At 71.0% G+C, this 20054-nt stretch carries 18 protein-coding genes; 14 read left to right on the forward strand and 4 right to left on the reverse strand.

The window, feature by feature from the left end; translation table 11 throughout:
• From ACWGO8_RS05630 to ACWGO8_RS05640, 3 genes are all read left to right on the forward strand, one after another.
• Positions 1-939: a carbohydrate ABC transporter permease gene (locus ACWGO8_RS05630; RefSeq protein ID WP_452042125.1), complete on the forward strand. Its 939-nt coding sequence runs from the start codon at positions 1-3 to the stop codon at positions 937-939.
• Positions 939-1847 (forward strand): carbohydrate ABC transporter permease, encoded by a 909-nt coding sequence (locus ACWGO8_RS05635; protein ID WP_452042126.1) that lies wholly within the window; start codon positions 939-941, stop codon positions 1845-1847. Before ACWGO8_RS05630 ends, ACWGO8_RS05635 begins: the two co-directional genes overlap by 1 nt.
• A gap of 148 nt (positions 1848-1995) precedes the next feature.
• Positions 1996-3678, forward strand: a complete 1683-nt coding sequence (locus tag ACWGO8_RS05640; protein ID WP_452042127.1) for a glycoside hydrolase family 13 protein — start codon at positions 1996-1998, stop codon at positions 3676-3678.
• A gap of 181 nt (positions 3679-3859) precedes the next feature.
• On the opposite strand, the gene ACWGO8_RS05645 is transcribed toward ACWGO8_RS05640, so the two are convergent.
• The gene (locus tag ACWGO8_RS05645) at positions 3860-5476 is read right to left on the reverse strand and encodes a flavin monoamine oxidase family protein (RefSeq protein ID WP_452042128.1); all 1617 of its coding nucleotides are present in this window, start codon (positions 5474-5476) and stop codon (positions 3860-3862) included.
• 136 nt (positions 5477-5612) lie between these two features.
• Here ACWGO8_RS05645 and ACWGO8_RS05650 point away from each other — a divergent pair, with 136 nt between their 5' ends.
• Positions 5613-6227, forward strand: a complete 615-nt coding sequence (locus tag ACWGO8_RS05650) for a helix-turn-helix domain-containing protein (protein ID WP_452042129.1) — start codon at positions 5613-5615, stop codon at positions 6225-6227.
• Positions 6228-6251: 24 nt separating this feature from the next.
• On the opposite strand, the gene ACWGO8_RS05655 is transcribed toward ACWGO8_RS05650, so the two are convergent.
• Both ACWGO8_RS05655 and ACWGO8_RS05660 read right to left on the reverse strand, forming a co-directional pair.
• Positions 6252-7217: an SIS domain-containing protein gene (locus tag ACWGO8_RS05655; protein ID WP_452042130.1), complete on the reverse strand. Its 966-nt coding sequence runs from the start codon at positions 7215-7217 to the stop codon at positions 6252-6254.
• The gene (locus ACWGO8_RS05660) at positions 7181-8356 is read right to left on the reverse strand and encodes a hypothetical protein (protein ID WP_452042131.1); all 1176 of its coding nucleotides are present in this window, start codon (positions 8354-8356) and stop codon (positions 7181-7183) included. Before ACWGO8_RS05660 ends, ACWGO8_RS05655 begins: the two co-directional genes overlap by 37 nt.
• A gap of 119 nt (positions 8357-8475) precedes the next feature.
• Here ACWGO8_RS05660 and ACWGO8_RS05665 point away from each other — a divergent pair, with 119 nt between their 5' ends.
• Genes ACWGO8_RS05665 through ACWGO8_RS05680 form a run of 4 tightly spaced genes read left to right on the forward strand, consistent with a single transcriptional unit; the run spans position 8476 to position 12494 of the window.
• On the forward strand, positions 8476-9576 hold the full coding sequence (locus tag ACWGO8_RS05665) for a polyamine ABC transporter substrate-binding protein (RefSeq protein WP_452042132.1): 1101 nt from the start codon (positions 8476-8478) through the stop codon (positions 9574-9576).
• 14 nt (positions 9577-9590) lie between these two features.
• Positions 9591-10493 (forward strand): ABC transporter permease, encoded by a 903-nt coding sequence (locus ACWGO8_RS05670; RefSeq protein WP_452042133.1) that lies wholly within the window; start codon positions 9591-9593, stop codon positions 10491-10493.
• The gene (locus ACWGO8_RS05675) at positions 10486-11331 is read left to right on the forward strand and encodes an ABC transporter permease (protein ID WP_376955732.1); all 846 of its coding nucleotides are present in this window, start codon (positions 10486-10488) and stop codon (positions 11329-11331) included. Before ACWGO8_RS05670 ends, ACWGO8_RS05675 begins: the two co-directional genes overlap by 8 nt.
• A complete protein-coding gene (locus tag ACWGO8_RS05680) occupies positions 11328-12494 on the forward strand; it encodes an ABC transporter ATP-binding protein (RefSeq protein WP_452042134.1) in 1167 nt (388 codons plus the stop codon). The genes ACWGO8_RS05675 and ACWGO8_RS05680 overlap by 4 nt, the downstream gene beginning before the upstream one ends.
• Here the strand turns inward: ACWGO8_RS05680 and ACWGO8_RS05685 are convergent.
• Positions 12473-13084, reverse strand: coding sequence for a TetR/AcrR family transcriptional regulator (locus ACWGO8_RS05685; RefSeq protein WP_376955730.1), 612 nt, complete (start codon positions 13082-13084; stop codon positions 12473-12475). The genes ACWGO8_RS05680 and ACWGO8_RS05685 overlap by 22 nt on opposite strands.
• A 135-nt stretch (positions 13085-13219) precedes the next feature.
• Between ACWGO8_RS05685 and ACWGO8_RS05690 the strand changes: the two genes are divergently transcribed.
• The 6 genes from ACWGO8_RS05690 to ACWGO8_RS05715 all read left to right on the forward strand — a co-directional run bounded on the left by ACWGO8_RS05690 (position 13220) and on the right by ACWGO8_RS05715 (position 19940).
• Positions 13220-14539 carry a glycosyltransferase gene (locus ACWGO8_RS05690; protein WP_452042135.1) on the forward strand — a complete coding sequence of 440 codons (1320 nt, stop codon included), beginning with the start codon at positions 13220-13222 and terminating at the stop codon, positions 14537-14539.
• Complete coding sequence (locus tag ACWGO8_RS05695) at positions 14536-15954, forward strand: NAD(P)/FAD-dependent oxidoreductase (protein ID WP_452042136.1); 1419 nt, start codon at positions 14536-14538, stop codon at positions 15952-15954. The genes ACWGO8_RS05690 and ACWGO8_RS05695 overlap by 4 nt, the downstream gene beginning before the upstream one ends.
• Positions 15955-16066: 112 nt before the next feature.
• Positions 16067-17521 (forward strand): aminobutyraldehyde dehydrogenase, encoded by a 1455-nt coding sequence (locus ACWGO8_RS05700; protein ID WP_452042137.1) that lies wholly within the window; start codon positions 16067-16069, stop codon positions 17519-17521.
• A 97-nt stretch (positions 17522-17618) separates the two neighbouring features.
• On the forward strand, positions 17619-18509 hold the full coding sequence (locus ACWGO8_RS05705; protein WP_452042138.1) for a UTP--glucose-1-phosphate uridylyltransferase: 891 nt from the start codon (positions 17619-17621) through the stop codon (positions 18507-18509).
• Between the two features lie 184 nt (positions 18510-18693).
• On the forward strand, positions 18694-19182 hold the full coding sequence (locus ACWGO8_RS05710; RefSeq protein ID WP_452042139.1) for a YajQ family cyclic di-GMP-binding protein: 489 nt from the start codon (positions 18694-18696) through the stop codon (positions 19180-19182).
• An 11-nt stretch (positions 19183-19193) separates the two neighbouring features.
• Entirely contained in the window at positions 19194-19940 is a 747-nt protein-coding gene (locus ACWGO8_RS05715) for an NUDIX domain-containing protein (protein ID WP_452042140.1), read from the forward strand.
• Positions 19941-20054 lie beyond the last annotated feature (114 nt).

A 20054-nucleotide genomic window follows, 5' to 3' on the forward strand; every position in this document is an offset into this window, starting at 1 on the left:
ATGACCACGCTGACCCAAGCGGTGCGCAGCTCGTCCACGGCCGGCGAGACGCCCGCCCGTGCCAAGCGCGTCAAGCTCGAGAGCCGCCGGGCCCTGCCCGCCTTCTACTGGATGGTGTGGCCCGCGGTCATCGCGTTCGCGCTGTTCCACACCCTGCCGGTGCTCGTGGGCATCTTCTTCAGCTTCACGAACTACGCCGGCTACGGCGAGTGGAACTTCGTCGGGCTGTCGAACTACCTCAACCTGTTCCGGGACGACCGAGTCCTCGCGGCCTACGGGTTCTCGTTCCTGTTCGCGATCGTCGCGACGATCCTCACGAACGTGATCTCGCTCGCGATCGCGCTCGGCCTGCACGCGAAGATCAAGGCCCGCAACTTCTGGCGCGGCGTCTACTTCGTGCCGTACGTGCTCTCGATCCTGGTGATCGGCTACGTGTTCCAGTTCTTCTTCTCGAACTCGCTGCCGAAGATCCTGTCGGGCATCCCGCTCTTCGCCGACAACATCCTCACCAACCCCGACTGGGCATGGACCGCGATCGTCGTGCTGGGCGTCTGGCAGTCGTGCGCGTTCGCGATCATCATCTACCTGTCGGGCCTGCAGACCATCCCGGGCGAGCTCTACGAGGCGGCGTCCCTCGACGGGGCCTCCGCCTGGCGCCAGTTCCGGTCGATCACGTTCCCGCTGATCGGCGCGTTCTTCACCATCAACGTGGTGCTGAGCCTGAAGAGCTACCTGCAGGTCTTCGACCAGATCGTCGCCCTGACGAACGGCGGACCCGGCACCTCGACCGAATCGGTGACCCTGCTCATCTTCCGCGGCGGGTTCTCGGGCGGCGAGTTCGCCTACCAGACGGCCAACGCGGTGATCTTCTTCATCGTGATCACGGTCGTCTCGCTCTTCCAATTCCGGGTCCTTCAGCGCAGAGAGGCCGATTTCTGATGACGACCGCAACCACCACACTGGCGCAGGCCGAGGAGGCCCTGCCCGACGTCCCGCGGCGACGCCGCGCCCGCAGCGACGACGACGACACCCGTCGGGTCAACTGGTGGGCCACCGCCCTCATCGCGGTCTGCTCGCTCACGATCCTGATCCCGCTCTACCTCGCGGTGGTCGTCGCGCTGAAGACACCCGACCAGCTGGTTTCGGGCACGGGCTTCGAGTGGCCCGACCCCGTGAACTGGGCGAACTTCCCCGAGGCCTGGGAGCGCACCAACTTCCCGCAGGCGCTCATGAACACCGCCCTCATCACCGTCGGGTCGGTGGTGTTCACGCTCCTGACGAGCTCGATCGTCGCGTACGCCCTCGCCCGCAACATCCACCGACCGTTCTTCAAGGGCGTGTTCTTCTACCTGCTGGCGGCGCTGTTCATCCCGTTCCCGATCATCATGCTGCCGCTCGTGAAGCAGACCGCGATCCTCGGGCTCGACAACCAGGCGGGCATGATCGTGCTCTACACGATCTACGGCCTCTCGCTGAACGTCTTCATCTACACGGCGTACATCCGCTCGATCCCGATCGAGCTCGAGGAGGCGGCGCGCGTCGACGGCGCGTCGACGTGGCGGGTGTTCTGGCAGGTGATCTTCCCGCTGCTCGCGCCGATGAACGCCACGGTGGGCATCCTCACCTGCGTGTGGGCGTGGAACGACTTCATCATGCCGCTCGTCGTGCTGAGCGATCCCGCTGCACGCACGCTGCCGCTCGCGCAGTACGTGTTCCAGGGGCAGTTCAATACCGACTACACGGTGGCGTTCGCGTCCTACCTCATGGCGATGGCGCCGCTGCTCATCGTCTACGTGTTCTCGCAGCGCTGGGTCATCTCCGGCGTGACGCGGGGCTCGATCAAGTGACCGCCCGACCGGCCGTGGTGGGGGCCCGCGAGGGGTGACCTCCATGGCCGGTTCCATGTAACCCTCGAAACAGGCGACGGATGCCTCGAGCCCGCGATCGGCGTATCGTGCGGCCCGAGGCATCCGCTCGGAAAGGAAGGCCCGACCGATGACCGACACGACCCCCACGACCCTCGCGCAGGACACGACGGCCGTCATCGCGAACGACCCCACGTGGTGGCGCCAGGCCGCCGTCTACCAGATCTACCCGCGCAGCTTCGCCGACGCGAACGGCGACGGCATCGGCGACGTGCGCGGCATCACGAGCCGCATCCCGTACCTCGCCGAGCTCGGCGTCGACGCGGTGTGGCTGTCGCCGTTCTACCCCTCGGCACTCGCCGACGGCGGGTACGACGTCGACGACTACCGCGACGTCGACCCGAAGCTCGGCACGCTCGCCGACTTCGACGAGATGGTCGCGTCGCTGCATGCCGCCGGCATCCGCCTGATCGTCGACATCGTGCCGAACCACTCGTCGAACCGCCACAGGTGGTTCCAGGAGGCGCTCGCCTCGCCGAAGGGCTCGGCGGCGCGCGAGCGCTACATCTTCCGCGATGGCGAGGGTCCCGACGGCACCGAGCCGCCGAGCGACTGGCAGGCGATGTTCGGCGGGTCGGCGTGGGAGCCGGTCGGCGACGGGCAGTTCTACCTGCACCTGTTCGCACCGGAGCAGCCCGACTTCAACTGGGCGAACCGCGAGGTGCGCGACGACTTCCTCACGACCCTGCGGTTCTGGGCCGACCGAGGGGTCGACGGCTTCCGGGTCGACGTCGCGCACGCGCTCGCGAAGGACCTCACGTATCCGCTCCGCTCGCACGCCGAGCTCGAGGAGCTGCGGCTCGTGACCGACGGCTCGCACCCGCTGTGGGACCGCGAGGAGCTCGACGAGATCTACGCCGAGTGGCGCGCCGTGTTCGACGAGTACGACCCGCCGCGGATCGCGGTCGCCGAGGCGTGGGTGGAGCCCGAGCGGCGCTACCGCTACGCCCTCCCGACGAGCCTCGGCCAGGCGTTCAACTTCGACCTGCTGCGCGCGAACTTCGAGGCCGCCGAGTTCCGGGCGATCATCGACCACAACCTCGAGTCCGTCACCGTGACCGGCTCGTCGAACACGTGGGTGTTCTCGAACCACGACGTGGTGCGCCACGCCACCCGCTACGGCCTGGCCGACGATCCCGGCGACGAGGGCGTGGTCGGCAAGGAGTGGCTGCTGCACGGCGGACCCGCATCGGAGCTCGACGCCGCCCGCGGCCTGCGCCGCGCGCGTGCCGCGACGCTGCTCATGCTCGCCCTGCCCGGCAGCGCCTACCTCTACCAGGGCGAGGAGCTCGGCCTCCCCGAGGTCGCCGACATCCCCGACGCCGACCGGCAGGACCCGACGTTCTTCCGCAGCCCGGGCATCGAGGTCGGCCGGGACGGATGCCGCGTGCCGCTCCCCTGGGCGTCGACGGGCTCGTCGTTCGGGTTCGGCGACGACGGCGCGCACTTGCCGCAGCCCGGTTGGTGGGGCGAGTTCTCGGTGGAGGCCGAGAGCGCCGACCCCGACTCGACGCTGAGCATGTACCGGCGCGCCCTCGCCCTGCGGCACGAGCTGCAGGACGCCGAGGGGCTGCTCTGGCGGGACCACCCCGCCGGTGCGGAGGTGCTCTGGTTCGCACGCCCCGGCGGCTGGCAGTCGGTCACGAACTTCGGCTCGGAGCCGGTCGACCTGCCCGAGGGCGAGGTCCTCGTCACGAGCGCGTCGCTCGTCGACGGCCGTCTGCCGGGCGCGACGACCGCCTGGCTGCGCTGACGCGTCGCGCTTCGCCGTTCGGTGTGTTGCCGGATTCGGTGTCTCGGCCCGACACGCCGCGCGCGGCGCGCGCTGGTGCGGCGTGTCGGGGCAGAACACCGAATCCGGCAACATGAACATGAAGCGGCACGGATGCCGCGGCCGGCCTCCGCTCGACCGAGGCGCGGCATCCGGTGCGGGCTCAGGAGAGCGCGACCGCCTTGGCCGCGCGCTCGCCCGAGGCGACGGCCCCGTTGAGGAAGCCGAAGTACTCGACGCTCGTGTGCTCGCCCGCGAAGTGCACGTTGCCCTCTGACGTCGTGCCCACGCCGAAGAGCTGCGTGTACTGGCCCGGGCGCTGGCACGTGTACGCGCCGCGCGACCAGCGGTTCGCCCACCAGAAATCGCGGTACGCCTTGCCCGAGTAGGCCGCGGTCACGCCGGGGAAGATCGGCTCGAGCTGTGCGAGCAGTCCCGACACCTGGGCCGCAGGTGCCGGACCGAACGGCGCGCCCGACCACCCCATGACCTGGTCGCCCGAGGGGAAGAAGTTGTAGACGCCCGTCGGCAGCGGATGCGCCGCGGTGTCGTCCCAGCCGCACTGGAAGCCGGTCCGGTTCGTGTACGCGGCCCCGCCGTAGCCTTGCTCGACCCAAGGTCGGCGGTCGAGCTGCACGTGCACCTTCGCGTTCGCGCCCAGGCCGAGCTCGCCGATCGCGCGCCGGGTGAGCGCCGAGAACCCCGACTGCCCGAGATCGCACTCCCGCAGCGTCGTGAAGGGCAGCGCGAGGATGACGCGATCGAACGTGCGGTCGATCGTCGAGCCGCCCGTGCGGAAGCTCAGCCGCACCGTGCCGTCGGCGTTGCGCTTCACCGCGACGAGCTCGTGGCCGTAGCGCACGGTGCCGGCCGGGAGCTGCTCGATCATGCGCGTGACGAGCTGGTCGTTGCCGCCGCGCACCACGTACTTCTCGTCGGCGCCGTTGAGGGGCGCGAGGCTGTTCTGGGCGTTCCAGCCCAGCAGGTAGACGAGGTTGAGCGCCGACTGCCGGCTCGTCTCGAGCCCGTACTCGGCCATGGCGTTCGACTGCATCAGCTTCGCGAACCGGCTCGAGAGCCCGCCGGGCACCTTCGTCGCGAGCCAGTCGTCGACGGTCATCTCGTCGAGCGCGATCCCCGCGGTCGTGTGGCTGTCGTACGTCTGGCAGTACGGGGCGGCGGCGAGGTCGGCCTTCATGGCGGCATAGACCGCGCCCCAGTCGTCGTTGGCGTCGTCGTACGGGTAGTCGCGCCCGTCGATCCAGTACCGGTCGACCCAGCGCGAGTAGCTGCCGCCGTGCGCGACGTCGAGGCTCAGCCCGAGGTTCGAGGCGAGGCTGCGGATCGCGTTGTGGTCCGTGTTGATCAGGGCGCCGCCGTGCTCGACGACGATCCCGTCGTCGAAGTAGCCCCGCAGGCTGTAGCAGCGCCCACCGGCGCGGTCGCTGCCCTCGAACACCGTGCTCGCGATGCCCTTGGTGCGCCAGAGCCAGTGCGCGGCCCGCGTCCCGGCGAGCCCCGCGCCGACGACGGCCACGCTCGGGGCGGGCTTCGCCGCCGCGGCGGACAACGGTGCGGCCATGGCGAACGCCGCGCTCGCCCCCGCGGCGCCGACGACCCGGATCGCGTCGCGGCGCGTGAGGCCGCCTGACAGTGGCGCGTCGGCGGCGCCATCGAGCACCTCGTCGACCGGGATGCCGGTGCGCTCGGCCGCGGCGTGCGCACGGATGATCCGACCGATGCGCGTGGAGAGCGCCGTCGTGCCTCGTGAAGCTGACATCATGAAGAACCTCGCTGTCGGTGTCGTGAAGCGGTGCTTAACATGTTGCTTAGTGAACGCAAGCACGAAGTGAGGTCGGGGGTCAACTCTTCGGCCACGGACAGCCTGTACGAACCTTGCTGCGGACGGAGACGCGATGACCGATGAGGGCGCCCCGATCCCGGGCGCGGGCCACGCGACCGCCGACGGCCGGACGCCCGGTGACGACCTCGGCGAGCAGGTGCGCCGCTACCGCTCCGCACGGCGGATGTCGCAGCGCGCGCTCGCCCAGGTCGCCGGCGTGAGCCCGGGGTTCGTGAGCCAGCTCGAGAACGGACGGGCCGGGGCGAGCATCGCGACGCTGCGCCGGATCGCCGACGCGCTCGGCGTCGGGCTCGCCGACCTCGTCGAACCGGGCCCGGTCCCGGCGGCGCGCGTCGTGCGCGCGGACGCCCGGCGCACGTTCTCGGCGACGCACGGCATGACGAAGTGGTTCCTCACCGAGCCGCCGTTCGGCCACGTCGAGATGTACGCCGTGCGCATCGAGCCCGGCGGCTCGACCGGGCCCGAGCGGTACCACCACGGCGAGGCCGAGGAGGTGCTGCTCGTGCAGCGCGGCGAGGTGGTCGTCGAACTCGGCGACGAGCGCTACGACCTCGCGGCGGGCGACACGATCGTGTACTCGAGCAGCACCCCGCACCGCGTCGCGAACCCCGGTCGCGAGGCGGCCGAGCTCGTCTGGCTCAACAGCCCGCCGACCCCCGACGGCTGAGCGGATGCCGCGGCATCCGCGGCCTCAGTGCAGCAGCCGCTCGGCGACGAGCTCGCCCACGAGCGTCTCGCTGAGCACCGCCACGCGCTCGTCGTCGTCGCCGTCGTACCGCAGCACCAGCTCCGCACCGGGCAGCTCGCCCCCGAGCGCCGCGTAGCGCGAGCCGCGCGACCGCATCCACTCGAGCGCCGGCGCATCCCAGCGCGAGCCGGCGCACACCAGCGCTCGATAGTCGGTGGTCTTCGTGAGGTAGACGTCGACGTGCGACCAGTCGCCGCTCTCCGAGGCGAACGCGATGCGGCGCGGCACCTCGCGCAGCATGAGCGCGGACTGCTGCGCGCTCGACAGTCGCTCGGCCGGCGCCAGGATCCACGTGCCCGTCGGCCCGGCGAGCAGGCCCGTCATGGGCTCGAGCCATTCGCCGGCGCCGTCGAGCAGCTGCGCGTTGGCGTTCGCGGCCCGGCGGAGCGTCGGCCCATCGAAGCGGTCGACGGGCACGATGCCCGTGAGCGCACCGAGCACCTCGTCGAGCACGGGGAACGTCGCCCGGAACGTGCGGCACGCGACCCCGGATGCCTCGACGCCCGCGAGCAGCGGCACGACCGCGTCCGCCATGCGTCCGAGCGCCGATTCGGGCCGGTTCGTGACCGCGACGAGCCGCCCGGTGCCGCGGAACCGCTCGACCGCGTGCAGCACCTCGGCACTCCCGCCCGTCGCCGACACCGCCACGACCGCGAGGTCGGGCGTGACCGGCGGCAGCAGCTCCGAGCTGGCGAGCTCCACGACGACGTCGGCGCCGGCGGCCCGGTAGCGGCGGCCGACCACCTCGGCGGCGTATCGGCTCGAGCCCATGCCGAGCACGAGCACGCGCCTGGCCTCGAGCCACGGCAGGCCCTCGAGCCCGGGCAGGCCGGCGTCGACGGCGACGGCGAGCGCGTCGAGCGTCTCGGGGATCAGGCCGAGGTCGGCTCGAAAGGCGGCGGTGTCCACGGGTCCTCCGGGTGGTCGTTCGTCGAGGGGTAGCGGTGCGTGATCGCGGCGTCGGGGGCGTAGCGCCAGGCGGGCAGGAAGCGGTCGGCGTAGTGCAGCTCGGCGGCGAGCTGCTCCGCCTCGAAGCCGGGCAGCAGCGTCGGGTCGAAGAGCTCCGACCGCACGAGCTCGGCACGGTAGGCGTCGAGCAGGCCGCGTCGGGCGCGGTCGGCCCACGCCCACGCCGCAGGCTCGGCCCGCCGCAGGCGCTTCTGCGCGACGGCGGCGACGAGGTCGAGCGACACGAGCAGGTGCGCGACGTCGCGCGCCGCGGCATCCGCACGTTCGCGATCGGCCGCGTCGAGCTGCGGGTCGCCGTCGAAGTCGATGACCGTGTACCGGCGACCGCCCGGCGCCGTGGCGTCGGGCGAGGCGAGCACCTGCCCCACGTGCAGGTCGCCGTGGATCGGGAACTCGAGCCCGGACGCGGTGTCGTCGAGCGAACGGATGCCGCGCTCGAGCGCCGCGCGCCGATTCCGCAGCCGGACGCCCGTCGACCCCTCGGTCGCGGCGACGGCGCCGGCCAGGGCGGCGTCCGCACGCGCGCGGCGCGCAGCCGGGGCATCCGGACCCGACGGCACGGCGTCGGCGCCGAGCACGTCGTGGATGCGGGCGACCCGGGCTCCGAGCAGCGCCGGCCAACCGGGATCGGGTGCGCCCCGCAACGCGCTCACGACATCGTCGACCGCCCAGGTCCAGCCGTCCTCGGCGCCGGGGAGGTACTCGGTGACGATGGCGAGCGTGCCGTCGCCGAGCAGCGGATGCCGCCACCCGACTCGCCCGTGCAGGCGGGCCACGTCGCCGGACCCCGCGGCCTCGAGCCGCTCGAGCAGGTCCCCGGCGCGATCGGCGGCGGCCCAGCGACCGACGAGCTTGACCACGAGACGGCCGTCGACGATGACCGAGGTGTTGGTCTGGTCGACGGCGATGCCGCGCTCGGGCGCGTCGGCGGCGACGTCGCCGACCACGAGCCGGGCGATCGCGCGGGCGACCCCGTCACCGGCCTCGGGGCGCCGGCCCTCGACGAGCACACGGCCGTCGTCGGCGACGGACAGCACCCTGCCGCCGACGACGGGCGCTGCGCCATCGAGCGAGTTCATTGAATCCGGATTGTAACAATTACGAAAACCAGCCGCCAGCATGTCCCTCGATCCATTGCGGTTCCTTCACTCGCGGTGCAACAATCGCTCAACCTTTCCGACGTCCCAGGAGGTACCACATGCCCACCACGCGACGCATCGCCGCCGCAGCGGCCGGCACCATCGCCCTCGCGTTCGCCGTCACGTCGTGCTCCAGCGGCGGCGGAGGCAGCGAGACGCTCGACCCCGCCGCCGACCTCAGCGAGCAGACGCTCACCGTCTCGATCTGGGCGGACTACTACCCGGAGGACCTCGCGGAGCAGTTCGAGGAGGCCACCGGCGTCAAGACGACCATCGTCAACCACACGACCAACGAGGACATCGTCGCGAAGCTCACCGCGAGCGCCGACCCCGGCATCGACGTCGCCTTCGTCTCGGGCCAGTACGCGCAGGCGCTGGCGGAGCAGGGACTCCTCGCGAAGCTCGACAAGTCGCTCATCCCGAACGAGGAGAACCTCTACCCCGAGGCCCTCGAGCTGCCCTACGACGAGGGCAACGTCTACTCCGAGCCGTACGCGTGGGGCACCACCGGACTCTGCTACCGGCCCGACCTCACGGGGTACGACCCGACGTCGTGGAACGACCTGCTGACCCCCAAGCCCGAGCTCGTGGGCAAGACCACGATGCTGTCGACCGACCGCTGGCTCGCGATGCCCGCCCTGAAGGCCGCGGGCAACTCGCTCAACACGACCGACGACGCCGAGCTCGACGCCGCGAAGGCGCAGCTCATCGAGACGAAGCCGACGCTGCTCGCCTACGACGACACGACCTTCTACACGAAGCTCGTGTCGGGCGAGGCCGCCATGGTCGAGGCGTGGGACGGCTGGTGCAACTACGGCATCGCCGACAACCCCGACATCGCGTTCGTCATCCCCGAGGAGGGCGCCGACCTCTGGGTCGACACCATGACCGTGCTCGAGTCGTCGAAGAACAAGGAGGCCGCGATGGCCTTCATCGACTACATCCTCGACCCCGAGGTGCAGAGCTGGGTCGCCGAGAACATCCTCTACAAGGTGCCGAACCAGGCCGCGATGGAGGCCCTCGACCCGGCGCTCATCGAGAGCTACCCGACGCTCGGCATCACGGTCGACGAGCTCTTCGAGCAGGAGGTCATCGTCGACCTCGGCGAGGATGCGCTGAAGTACGTCGACCTCAACGCCGAAGTCCTCGCGACGAACTGAACCGTCCCGCCGCAGTGACCTCGACGCTCCAAGGGACGACCCCCGCCGCGCGTGCTCCCCGCGCGCGGCGGGGGATCGCCTCGCTGCCGTTCCTCGCCCCGGGCACGATCTTCCTCATCGTCTTCATGGCGATCCCGGTCGGGCTCCTCTTCTTCTACACGTTCTTCAAGCGCGGCCGCTTCGGCGGGCTCGTGTTCGAGTTCACGCTCGACAACTGGATCAAGCTCGCCGAGCCGCTCTACCTCGGCGTGATCCTGCAGTCGATCGTGCTCGCGCTCATCGTCACGGTGCTCGCGCTCCTCATCGGGTACCCGATGGCGTACGCGATCGCCGGCCTGTCGCCGACCTGGCGCACGGTCGCCCTCATCGCGATCGTGCTGCCGTTCTGGACGAACTTCCTCATCCGCACCTATGCGTGGATCCTGCTGCTCAACAACGCCGGCTGGGTCAACCAGTGGCTGCAGGGACTCGGCCTGACCGACGAGCCCATCAGCATGCTCTACACGCCGCAGGCGATCGTGGTCGGACTCCTCTACATGTACCTGCCGCTCATGGTGCTGCCGCTCTACGCGTCGCTGCAGCAGCTCGACCCGTCGCTGCGGGAGGCGGCCACCAACCTCGGCGCGAGCCCGTGGCGGGCGTTCCGCACCGTGACCCTGCCGCTCTCGATTCCGGGCGCGCTCACCGGATGCATCTTCGTGTTCGTGCCCGCGATGTCGAACTTCGTGATCCCCGAGCTCATCGGCGGCGGCAAGACGATCATGGTCGGCAACCTGGTGCGCGACCAGTTCTTCGAGGCGCGCGACTGGCCGTTCGGCGCGACGCTCGCGCTGCTGCTCACGATCCTGCTGGTGCTCGTGATCCTCGTGCAGACCGCCGTCTCCCGCCGGCTCACGGAAGGACCACGCCGTGGCTGACGCGACCGTGAACCCCTCGACCACGGCGATGCGCGAGCTCGAGCCCGCGGCCCGGCCGCGCGCGGTGCGCAAGCCCCGCGGCATCCTCGTGCCCCTCTGGCTCGGCTACGCGTTCCTCTACCTGCCGATCCTCGTGGTCGTCATCATGAGCTTCAACGACTCCGAGAACCTGTTCGTGTGGCGCGGCTTCTCGCTTCGCTGGTATCCCGAGCTGTTCCAGAACGAGCAGATGATGCAGGGACTCGTGAACACGCTCATCGTTGCGACCGGCGCGACCGCGATCGCCACCGTGCTCGGCACGCTGCTCGCATACGGCATCCAGCACTACACGCGCGGCGGCTTCGTGCGGGCGTTCGCGATCGCCCCGGCGATCCTGCCCGACCTGCTGCTGGGCATCGGCCTGCTCACGCTGTTCTCGCTGCTGTCGATCTCGCTGGGCCTGCACTCGGTGATCCTCGCGCACGCCGTGTTCGCGACCGCGTTCGTCACCGCGATCGTGCTCGCGCGCATGGCGACCCTCGATCCGAGCCTCGAGGAGGCGTCGCGCGACCTCGGCGCCGGTCCCGTCCGCACGTTCATGCGCGTGACGCTGCCGCAGCTCGCACCGGGCATCGTGGCGGGCGCGCTCCTCGCCTTCACGCTGTCGCTCGACGAGTTCGTGATCGCGTTCTTCACGACCGCGCCGACGCAGCCCACGCTGCCCATCGTCATCTACTCGATGGTGCGCTTCGGGGTGACGCCCGAGGTCAACGCCCTCGCCAGCCTCCTCCTGCTCGTGAGCATCGTCACGGTGATCGCGGCGCAACGACTGACCCGACTGACAGGAACCCCGAAGTGACCACCGCTCCCCTCCTCCGCGTCGAGGGCGTCCGCGCCGTCTACGGCGACACCGTCGCGCTGCACGACATCTCACTCGACATCGCCGACAACGAGTTCTTCGCGCTGCTCGGCCCGTCGGGCTGCGGCAAGACCACGCTGCTGCGCTCCATCGCGGGCTTCGAGACGCCCGAGTCGGGTCGCATCGAGGTCGATGGCCGAGACCTGCTCCGGATGCCGCCGCACAAGCGACCCGTGAACATGATGTTCCAGAGCTACGCGCTCTTCCCGCACATGAGCGTCGAGCGCAACGTCGGCTACGGCCTCGAGGCGGAGGGCGTCGGCAGGTCCGAGCTCCGGAGCCGCGTGCAGGAGGTCATGGCGGTCGTCGGGCTCGAGCACCTCGCGAAGCGGCGTCCGTCGCAGCTCTCGGGCGGCCAGCGCCAGCGCGTCGCCCTGGCCCGCGCGATCGTCAAGCGCCCGCGGCTGCTGCTGCTCGACGAGCCGCTCTCGGCGCTCGACCGCCAGGTGCGCGCCTCGATGCAGCTCGAGCTCAAGCGCCTGCAGCACGAGGTCGGCCTCACGTTCGTCGTCGTGACGCACGACCAGGAGGAGGCCATGTCGATGGCCGACCGCATCGCGGTGCTGCGCGACGGTCGCCTCGAGCAGCTCGCGAGCCCGCAGGAGCTCTACGCCGACCCGGCGTCGCGGTTCGTGGCCTCGTTCATCGGCACGGCGAACCTGTTCGACGGCACGGCGACCACGACGGGGGTCGACGTGCCCGGGATCGGCGGGGTCGCGGCGACGCACGCGCTCGCGGCGGGCGTACCGGCCACCGCGGTCGTGCGACCCGAAGACATCGAGCTGGCGGATGCCGCGACGTCGAGCCTGCGCGGCACGGTCGTCGACACCTACTTCCTCGGCGGCGCCTCCACGATCTCGATCGAGGTGCCTGGGCTCGCGGCGCCGGTCCTCGCGACCGTGCACGGCGCGACCCGGATCGCCCGCGGCGATGCGGTGGGCGTGCGGTTCGGGCGGGCGTCGGTCGTGGCGCGGGAGGCGGCGGCGGCATCCGTCCACGATGACGCCGACGCGGATGCGCCTGCCGCGGCATCCGATGTCGAATCGGGCGACCGGTCGCCCGCCGGCGACGCGCCCGCGCCTCAGGAGGAGGTCAGCGCGTGACCCGTCGCCAGCCGCGCATAGGCCACGATGAGCTCGAGGGCGGCGTCGTGGTCGATCGTCGGATGCTGCGCGATGATGCGGTAGCCGTAGGCGTCTTCGAGGGCGACGAGATTGCGCGCGATCACGACCGATGGCTGGGCGAGCGCGAAGATGCCGCGGGCGGCTCCCTGCTCGAGCACGACCTGGTACATGCCGACCTGGCGGTCGTAGAGGGTCGTGAGCAGCGACGCCATGAGCGGGTTGCGTCCGGCCGACCCGCCGAGCTCGCAGAGCAGGCGCACCTCGGTGTCGCCCGAGCCGCTCGGCAGGCCCGACTTCGCGAGTGCGAGCAGGCGCATCACGGGGTCGTCGGGGAGCTGCTCGAGCATCCGCACGCGGCCCTCGTAGAAGCGCTCCATGCCGGCGCGGTTGGCCTCGAACATGAGCTCGTCGATGTCGGGGTAGTAGTAGAGCACCGCGCCCGACGTGAGTCCGGCTTCTTCGGCCACCCGGTTCAGCCGTGCGCCGTCGGGCCCGTGCGCCGCGATCGCCCGCTGGGCCGCCGCCACGAGCTGGCTGCGACGCTCCTCCTGCCGCTTCGGCCTGGCCATGCCACCTCCCCTGGATCAGACAGATTGTCTGCATCGTCGGTCAATCGTAGGCCGAACTGACCTGATTCTACAGAGGTCTTGACCCAATCAATTCTCTCCAGCAACATTCAAAGAACACAGACGAACGGAGCCCACATGTCCGACGAGCGCCGCACCTTCCTGTTCATGCCCGAGAGCGCCTACGGCCCCACGAACAACTGCATCGGCATCGGAAACGAGCTGCTCAAGCGCGGGCACCGCGTCGTGTTCGCGGCGGAGCGCTCCTGGCAGGGCAAGCTCGCCGCGCTCGGCTTCGAGGAGGACCTCGTCGACCTCGCGCCGGCGCCCGAGGGCGACGACGACGAGGAGGGCGACGAGGAGCAGGACGCCGGTCAGTTCTGGAAGGACTACATCAAGGCGGTCGCGCCGGAGTTCCGCAAGACGACCGCCGAGCAGCTCGAGACCGTGACCCTGCCGATCTGGGAGGAGCTCGCCAACGGCGCCAAGTTCTGCGAGCCGCAGCTCCAGGCCATCATCGATCGCGTCCGGCCCGACGTGATCATCGAGGACAACGTCATCGCGTTCCCCGCGCTCGTCACCGCGGGCGTGCCCTTCGTGCGGATCATGAGCTGCAACCCGCTCGAGGTGCCGGGTGACGACATCGCGCCGGTGTTCTCGGGGCTCGCGGAGGACGACCGCGAGGGCTGGGCCGCCTTCCGCGCGGAGTACGAGCGCACCCACCGGCCGCTCTGGACGTCGTACGACGCGTGGGTGCAGGAGCAGGGCGCCCCGCCGCTGCCCGACCTCGAGTTCATCCACCGCGGCCACGAGAACCTCTACGTCTACCCCGAGGTGCTCGACTACACCGACGCGCGCCCCCTCGACGAGACCTGGCACCGCCTCGACTCCTCGGTGCGCGAGACCGAACAGGCGCCCGCCGACCTGCCCGCGTCGTTCACCGACGGCAGCCGCCCGCTCGTCTACTTCAGCCTCGGCTCGCTCGGCTCGGCCGACGTCGAGCTCATGCAGCGCGTCATCGCCGCCCTCGCCGACCAGCCGGTGAACGTCATCGTGTCGAAGGGTCCCCTGCACGACGAGTTCGAGCTCGCCGACAACATGTGGGGCGCCGAGTTCCTGCCGCAGACGAGGATCCTGCCGCTCGTCGATCTCGTGATCACGCACGGCGGCAACAACACGACGACCGAGGCGCTGCACTTCGGCAAGCCGATGGTGCTGCTGCCCCTGTTCTGGGACCAGTACGACAACGCGCAGCGCGTGCACGAGCGGGGCTTCGGCATCCGCCTCGACACCTACGGCTTCACGCCGGACGAGCTGCAGGACGCGGTGCGCTCGCTGATCGAGGACGCGGCACTCCGCGAGCGCGTGGCCGCCGTCGGCGCCGACATCCGCTCGCGCGCCGGCGTCTCGGCCGCGGCCGACGTGATCGAACGCGTCGGTGCGCGGGAGCGCGTGTGAGCGCGGGCACTTCGATGACGGATGCCGCGGTCGACGCGCTCCGCGACGCGGCCCCGACGCCGTACTGGATGGACCGCGCCGACGCGCCGGGTCCTCGTCCGCGTGCCGAGGGCGCCCTCGAGGCCGACCTCGTCGTCGTGGGCGCGGGCTTCACGGGGTTGTGGACCGCGTGGCGAGCCGTGGAGCGCGACCCCGGTCGCTCGGTGGTCGTGCTCGAGGCCGAGCGCGTGGCGCACGGGGCGACGGGCCGCAACGGCGGGTTCGTCGCGAGCTCGCTCACGCACGGCCTGACCCACGGCACGGCGATCTGGCCCGACCAGGTCGGGGCGCTGCACGAGGAGGGCGAGCGCAACCTCGCCGACCTCGTCGCCACGATCGAGGCGGCGGGCATCGACTGCGACCTGCGCCGCTCCGGCAAGACCACGGTCGCGGTCGAGGAGTGGCAGGTCGCCGGCCTCCGAGAGGCCCAGGAGCTCGGCGAGCGGCACGGCGTCGCGCTCGAGCTGCAGACCCGCGACGAGGTGCGGGCCGACGTGCACTCCCCCACGTACCTCGGCGGCCTCCGCGATCGCACGGGCACCGTGCTCGTCGACCCGGCGCGGCTCGCCTGGGGCATGGCCGCGGAGCTCGAGCGGCGCGGGGTGCGCATCCTCGAGGCATCCGCCGCCACCGGCCTTTCACGAGAAGGCGCCGGCGTTCGCGTCTCGACGGAGCACGGCCACGTCGACGCTCGCGAGGTCGTGATCGCCACGGCCGCCTACCCCTCGCCGCTCAAGCGGCTCGGCAACTGGATCATGCCGCTCTACGACCACGTGCTCATGACCGAGCCGCTCAGCGAGGCGCAGCAGGCGGCGATCGGCTGGGCCGAGGGCCAGGGGCTGACCGACGCGGGCAACCAGTTCCACTACTACCGGCCCACGACCGACGGACGGATCCTCTTCGGCGGGTGGGATGCCGTCTACTACTTCGGCGGCCGCGTCGATGCCAGCCTCGAGCAGCGCGACAGCTCGCACGAACTGCTCGCCCGGCACTTCCTCGAGACGTTCCCGAAGCTCGAGGGCGTGCGCTTCACGCACCGCTGGGCGGGACCGATCGACTCGACGACGCGTTTCACGGCCGCCTACGGCACGGCGCTGGGCGGTCGCGTGGCGTACGCCGTCGGCCACACCGGTCTCGGCGTCGGCGCGTCGAGGTTCTCGGCGGATGTCGCGCTCGACCTGCTCGCGGGCGAGCCGACGTCGCGGCTCCGCTACGACATCGTGCGGCGCCGGCCGTTCCCCATCCCGCCCGAGCCCTTCCGCAACCCCATCGTCCAGTTCACCCGACGCTCGATCCTCGCCGCCGACGCGCACGAGGGCCGGCGCAACCTCTGGCTGCGCACCCTCGACCGCTTCGGCCTCGGCTTCAACTCCTGACCACCCGCTCGCTGAGCACGTCGAAGCGAGCCGCACGACCGACAGTTCGCTTCGACCCTTCGACAGGCTCAGGGCACCGCAGGCCCAGCGAACGCGACGAGAGGACCACATCATGACCACCGGAACCTTCATCGGCGAGTATCGCGCCGGCACGGGCGGCGACGCCGTCATCACCAACCCGGCGACGGAGGAGGACGTCGCCGCGTTCACGTCGTCGGGCGTCGCCGACGTCGACGAGGCGGCCGCGGCGGCGCGCGCCGCGCAGCCCGAGTGGGCGGCGAAGACGCCGGGCGAGCGGTCGCTCGCGCTGCTGCGCCTCGCCGACGCGCTCGAGGCCGACGCCGAGCACCTCGCGAAGCTCGAGGTCGAGGACTCGGGCAAGCCGTGGACCACCGCGTTCGACGGCGAGCTTCCGTTCGGCATCGACAACCTCCGCTTCTTCGCCGGCGCCGCGCGGTCGCTCGACGGCACCGGTGCGGGGTCGTTCTCGAACGGCTACACGTCGATCCTCACCCGCCGACCGGTCGGCGTGGTCGCGGGCATCACGCCGTGGAACTTCCCGCTCATCATGGCGATCTGGAAGGCCGGTCCCGCGCTGGCCGCGGGCAACGCCGTCATCGTGAAGCCGGCGCCCGCCACGCCGCGCACGACCCTGCGGTTCGCCGAGCTCGCCGTCGCGGCCGGCCTGCCCGCCGGGCTCTTCAACGTCGTGACGGGCGACGCCGAGGTGGGACAGGCGCTCGTGACCCACCGCGAGGTCGACATGGTGAGTGTCACGGGATCGACGCAGACCGGCAAGGCGGTCATGCGCGGCGCCGTCGAGGGCGTGAAGCGCGTGCACCTCGAGCTCGGCGGCAAGGCGCCGGTCATCGTGTTCCGCGACGCCGACCTGGGCGCCATGGCGCACGCTGTCGCGCTCGGCGCGACCTACAACACGGGCCAGGACTGCACGGCCGCGACCCGCGTCTACCTCGAGCGCTCGGTGTACGACGCGGGCGTCGATGCGCTGCGCGACGCACTCGCGCATATCGTGGCCGGGGACCCGATGGACCCCGAGACGCACATCGGCCCGCTCGTGTCGAAGGCGCACCGGTCGCGCGTCGAGGGATTCGTCTCGCGGGCGGTGGCCGAGGGCGCCGAGGCGCTCGTCGGCGGCCACGCCATCGACCGCACCGGCTCGTACTTCGCGCCGACCCTCCTCGTCGGCGCATCCCAGTCGTCGGAGATCGTGCAGGGCGAGGTGTTCGGTCCCGTGCTCGTGGTGCTGCCGTTCGACGGCGAGGCCGAGGGCATCGCGCTCGCGAACGACAGCGCCTACGGGCTCGCGTCGTCGGTCTGGACGTCGGATGTCGCGCGCGCCCTGCGCGTGAGCCAGTCGCTCGACGTCGGCGTGACGTGGGTCAACGACCACCTGCCGATCGCCTCCGAGGCGCCGCACGGCGGCGTGAAGGGCTCGGGCTTCGGCAAGGACATGTCGATCGAGCCGCTGCTCGACTACTCGGTGACGCGACACCTCATGATCCGCCACGCGGCGCCGCCGGAGACGACGGGCTTCCGGCCGGCCTGAGCCGGCCGGCCCCAGCGCCAGGCGCCGGCCCCCGACGCCCGGCCCGGGCGACGATCACGACCACCACGACCACGCGAACGAGAGCGAGCGAACGGCCATGCACGAGCGGATCACGAAGGCGGTCATCCCCGCCGCCGGCCTTGGTACGCGCTTCCTGCCCGCGACCAAGGCCATGCCCAAGGAGATGCTGCCCGTCGTCGACAAGCCGGCGATCCAGTACGTCGTCGAGGAGGCGGTCTCGGCCGGGCTCGTCGACGTGCTCATGGTGACCGGCCGCAACAAGAACGCCCTCGAGAACCACTTCGACCGGGTGGCCGAGCTCGAGGCGACCCTGAAGGCCAAGGGCGACGACGCGAAGCTCATGCAGGTGAACGCGTCGACGGGCCTCGCCGCGATGCACTACGTGCGGCAGGGCGACCCGATGGGACTCGGCCACGCCGTGCACCGGGCGCGGATGCACGTCGGGAACGAGCCGTTCGCGGTCCTGCTCGGCGACGACCTCATCGACGAGCGGGACCCCCTCCTCCAGCGCATGCTCGACGAGCAGGTCGCACGCGACGCCTCGATCGTCGCGCTGCTCGAGGTCGACCCCGACCAGATCCACCTCTACGGTGCGGCCGCGGTCGAGCCGACCGGCGACCCCGACGTCGTGCGCGTCACGGGGCTCGTCGAGAAGCCCGCCCGGGAGGCGGCGCCCTCGAACTACGCGGTCATCGGCCGCTACGTCCTCAAGCCCGAGGTCTTCGACGTGCTCGAGCGCACCGCGCCCGGCCGCGGCGGCGAGATCCAGCTCACCGACGCGCTCATGACGATGGCCGAGGACGTGTCGGGCACGGGCGGCGTCTACGGCGTCGTCTTCCGCGGCCGCCGCTACGACACCGGCGACAAGCTCGAGTACATCAAGGCCGTCGTGCAGCTCGCCGCGGACCGCGACGACCTCGGTCCCGACCTGCGCAGCTGGCTCGTCGAGTACGCCGTCGGCCTCTGAGCGCACGGATGCCACGGGGCGACACGAGCCCGCGGCATCCGCGCATTCGCGGCCAGCGCGGTTTCCGGATTCGGTGTCTCGCCACGACACTCCGGGCGCCGCGCGGAGTCACCCGGCGTGTCGACTCGGAACACCGAATCCGGTGACATGGGAGGGCCGCCCGCCCCTCGATAGACTGGCCCGCATGGCAGATTCGACGTTCGACATCGTGAGCAAGGTCGACAAGATGGAGGCCGACAACGCGGTCAACCAGGCCCGCAAGGAGATCGAGCAGCGCTACGACTTCAAGGGCGTGGGCGCGTCGGTCGAGTGGTCGGGCGAGAAGATCCTGCTGAAGGCCTCGTCGGAGGAGCGCGTGAAGGCGGTCCTCGACGTCGTGCAGTCGAAGTTCATCAAGCGCGGCATCACCCTGAAGAGCCTCGACGCCGGCGAGCCGTACGCCTCCGGCAAGGAGTTCCGCATCGAGATCGCGCTCAAGCAGGGCATCGACCAGAAGGCCGCCAAGGAGATCGGCAAGATCATCCGCGAAGAGGGCCCCAAGTCGGTGAAGTCGCAGATCCAGGGCGACGAGCTGCGCGTCTCCTCGAAGAGCCGCGACGACCTGCAGGAGGTCATCCGCCTGCTGAAGGCTGCCGACCTCGAGGTCGACCTCCAGTTCGTCAACTTCCGCTGACCGAGGCTCGCTTGGGCGACGGCGAGCGGATGCCGCAGCCGGGCGTCGACGTGCCCGACCGCCGTGGGCGCACGGGCCTCGACCGCACCGGGCGCGACCTCGCTCGCAACCCGCGCGTCCGGGTGCGCGACGTGCGCGTGCTCGCGTCCAACTGGTACGTCACCCGCACGACGGCGTTCGACTTCCAGCACGCCGACGGCACGTGGACCGTCGAGGAGCGCGAGACGTACGACCGGGGCGACGGCGCGACCATCCTGCTCTACGAGCCCGATGCCCGCACCGTGCTGCTCACCCGGCAGTTCCGCTTCCCCGTGTACGTGAACGGGCATCCCGACGGCATGCTCGTCGAGACCGCGGCGGGCCTGCTCGACGAGGACGACCCCGAGACGGCGATCCGCCGCGAGGCCGAGGAGGAGACCGGCCACGTGGTCGGCGACGTCGAGCACGTGTTCGACGTGTTCATGAGCCCCGGCTCGGTGACCGAGCGGCTGCACTTCTTCGCCGCGCCCTATCGACGCGGCGACGTGGTCCCCGGCGCGCGCACCGGCCTCGCCGACGAGGGCGAGGACATCGAGGTGCTCGAGCTCCCGTTCGAGGATGCGCTCGACCGCATCGGTCGCGACATCGTGGATGCGAAGACGGTGATGCTGCTGCAGTGGGCGGCGCTGCGCGGGCCGTTCTCGACGGGTCGCGCCGCCGGCGAGCGCCACCCTCCACCCCCGGAATGGGGCGCTGAGGGCGGGCGCGAGCGGGCGTAGTATTCTCGCTAAGTATTGAGTAATTCTCACTTACCCTTGTGGACCCCTTATCCACGCACGGTGGGAACGTCTCGATGCCGACCCCTGTGAAATCGAAGATTCCTGTGCAACAGA

This window comes from Agromyces sp. NPDC055661, assembly GCF_053618135.1.

What these genes read in the sequence shown, in the direction of transcription:
- ACWGO8_RS05700 (WP_452042137.1), top strand. Translation starts at nt 16,067, where the DNA reads ATGACCACCGGAACCTTCATCGGCGAGTATCGCGCCGGCACGGGCGGC.
- ACWGO8_RS05650 (WP_452042129.1), top strand. Translation starts at nt 5,613, where the DNA reads ATGACCGATGAGGGCGCCCCGATCCCGGGCGCGGGCCACGCGACCGCC.
- ACWGO8_RS05690 (WP_452042135.1), top strand. Translation starts at nt 13,220, where the DNA reads ATGTCCGACGAGCGCCGCACCTTCCTGTTCATGCCCGAGAGCGCCTAC.
- ACWGO8_RS05640 (WP_452042127.1), top strand. Translation starts at nt 1,996, where the DNA reads ATGACCGACACGACCCCCACGACCCTCGCGCAGGACACGACGGCCGTC.
- ACWGO8_RS05635 (WP_452042126.1), top strand. Translation starts at nt 939, where the DNA reads ATGACGACCGCAACCACCACACTGGCGCAGGCCGAGGAGGCCCTGCCC.
- ACWGO8_RS05630 (WP_452042125.1), top strand. Translation starts at nt 1, where the DNA reads ATGACCACGCTGACCCAAGCGGTGCGCAGCTCGTCCACGGCCGGCGAG.
- ACWGO8_RS05710 (WP_452042139.1), top strand. Translation starts at nt 18,694, where the DNA reads ATGGCAGATTCGACGTTCGACATCGTGAGCAAGGTCGACAAGATGGAG.
- ACWGO8_RS05665 (WP_452042132.1), top strand. Translation starts at nt 8,476, where the DNA reads ATGCCCACCACGCGACGCATCGCCGCCGCAGCGGCCGGCACCATCGCC.
- ACWGO8_RS05645 (WP_452042128.1), bottom strand. Translation starts at nt 5,476, where the DNA reads ATGTCAGCTTCACGAGGCACGACGGCGCTCTCCACGCGCATCGGTCGG.
- ACWGO8_RS05705 (WP_452042138.1), top strand. Translation starts at nt 17,619, where the DNA reads ATGCACGAGCGGATCACGAAGGCGGTCATCCCCGCCGCCGGCCTTGGT.
- ACWGO8_RS05660 (WP_452042131.1), bottom strand. Translation starts at nt 8,356, where the DNA reads ATGAACTCGCTCGATGGCGCAGCGCCCGTCGTCGGCGGCAGGGTGCTG.
- ACWGO8_RS05685 (WP_376955730.1), bottom strand. Translation starts at nt 13,084, where the DNA reads ATGGCCAGGCCGAAGCGGCAGGAGGAGCGTCGCAGCCAGCTCGTGGCG.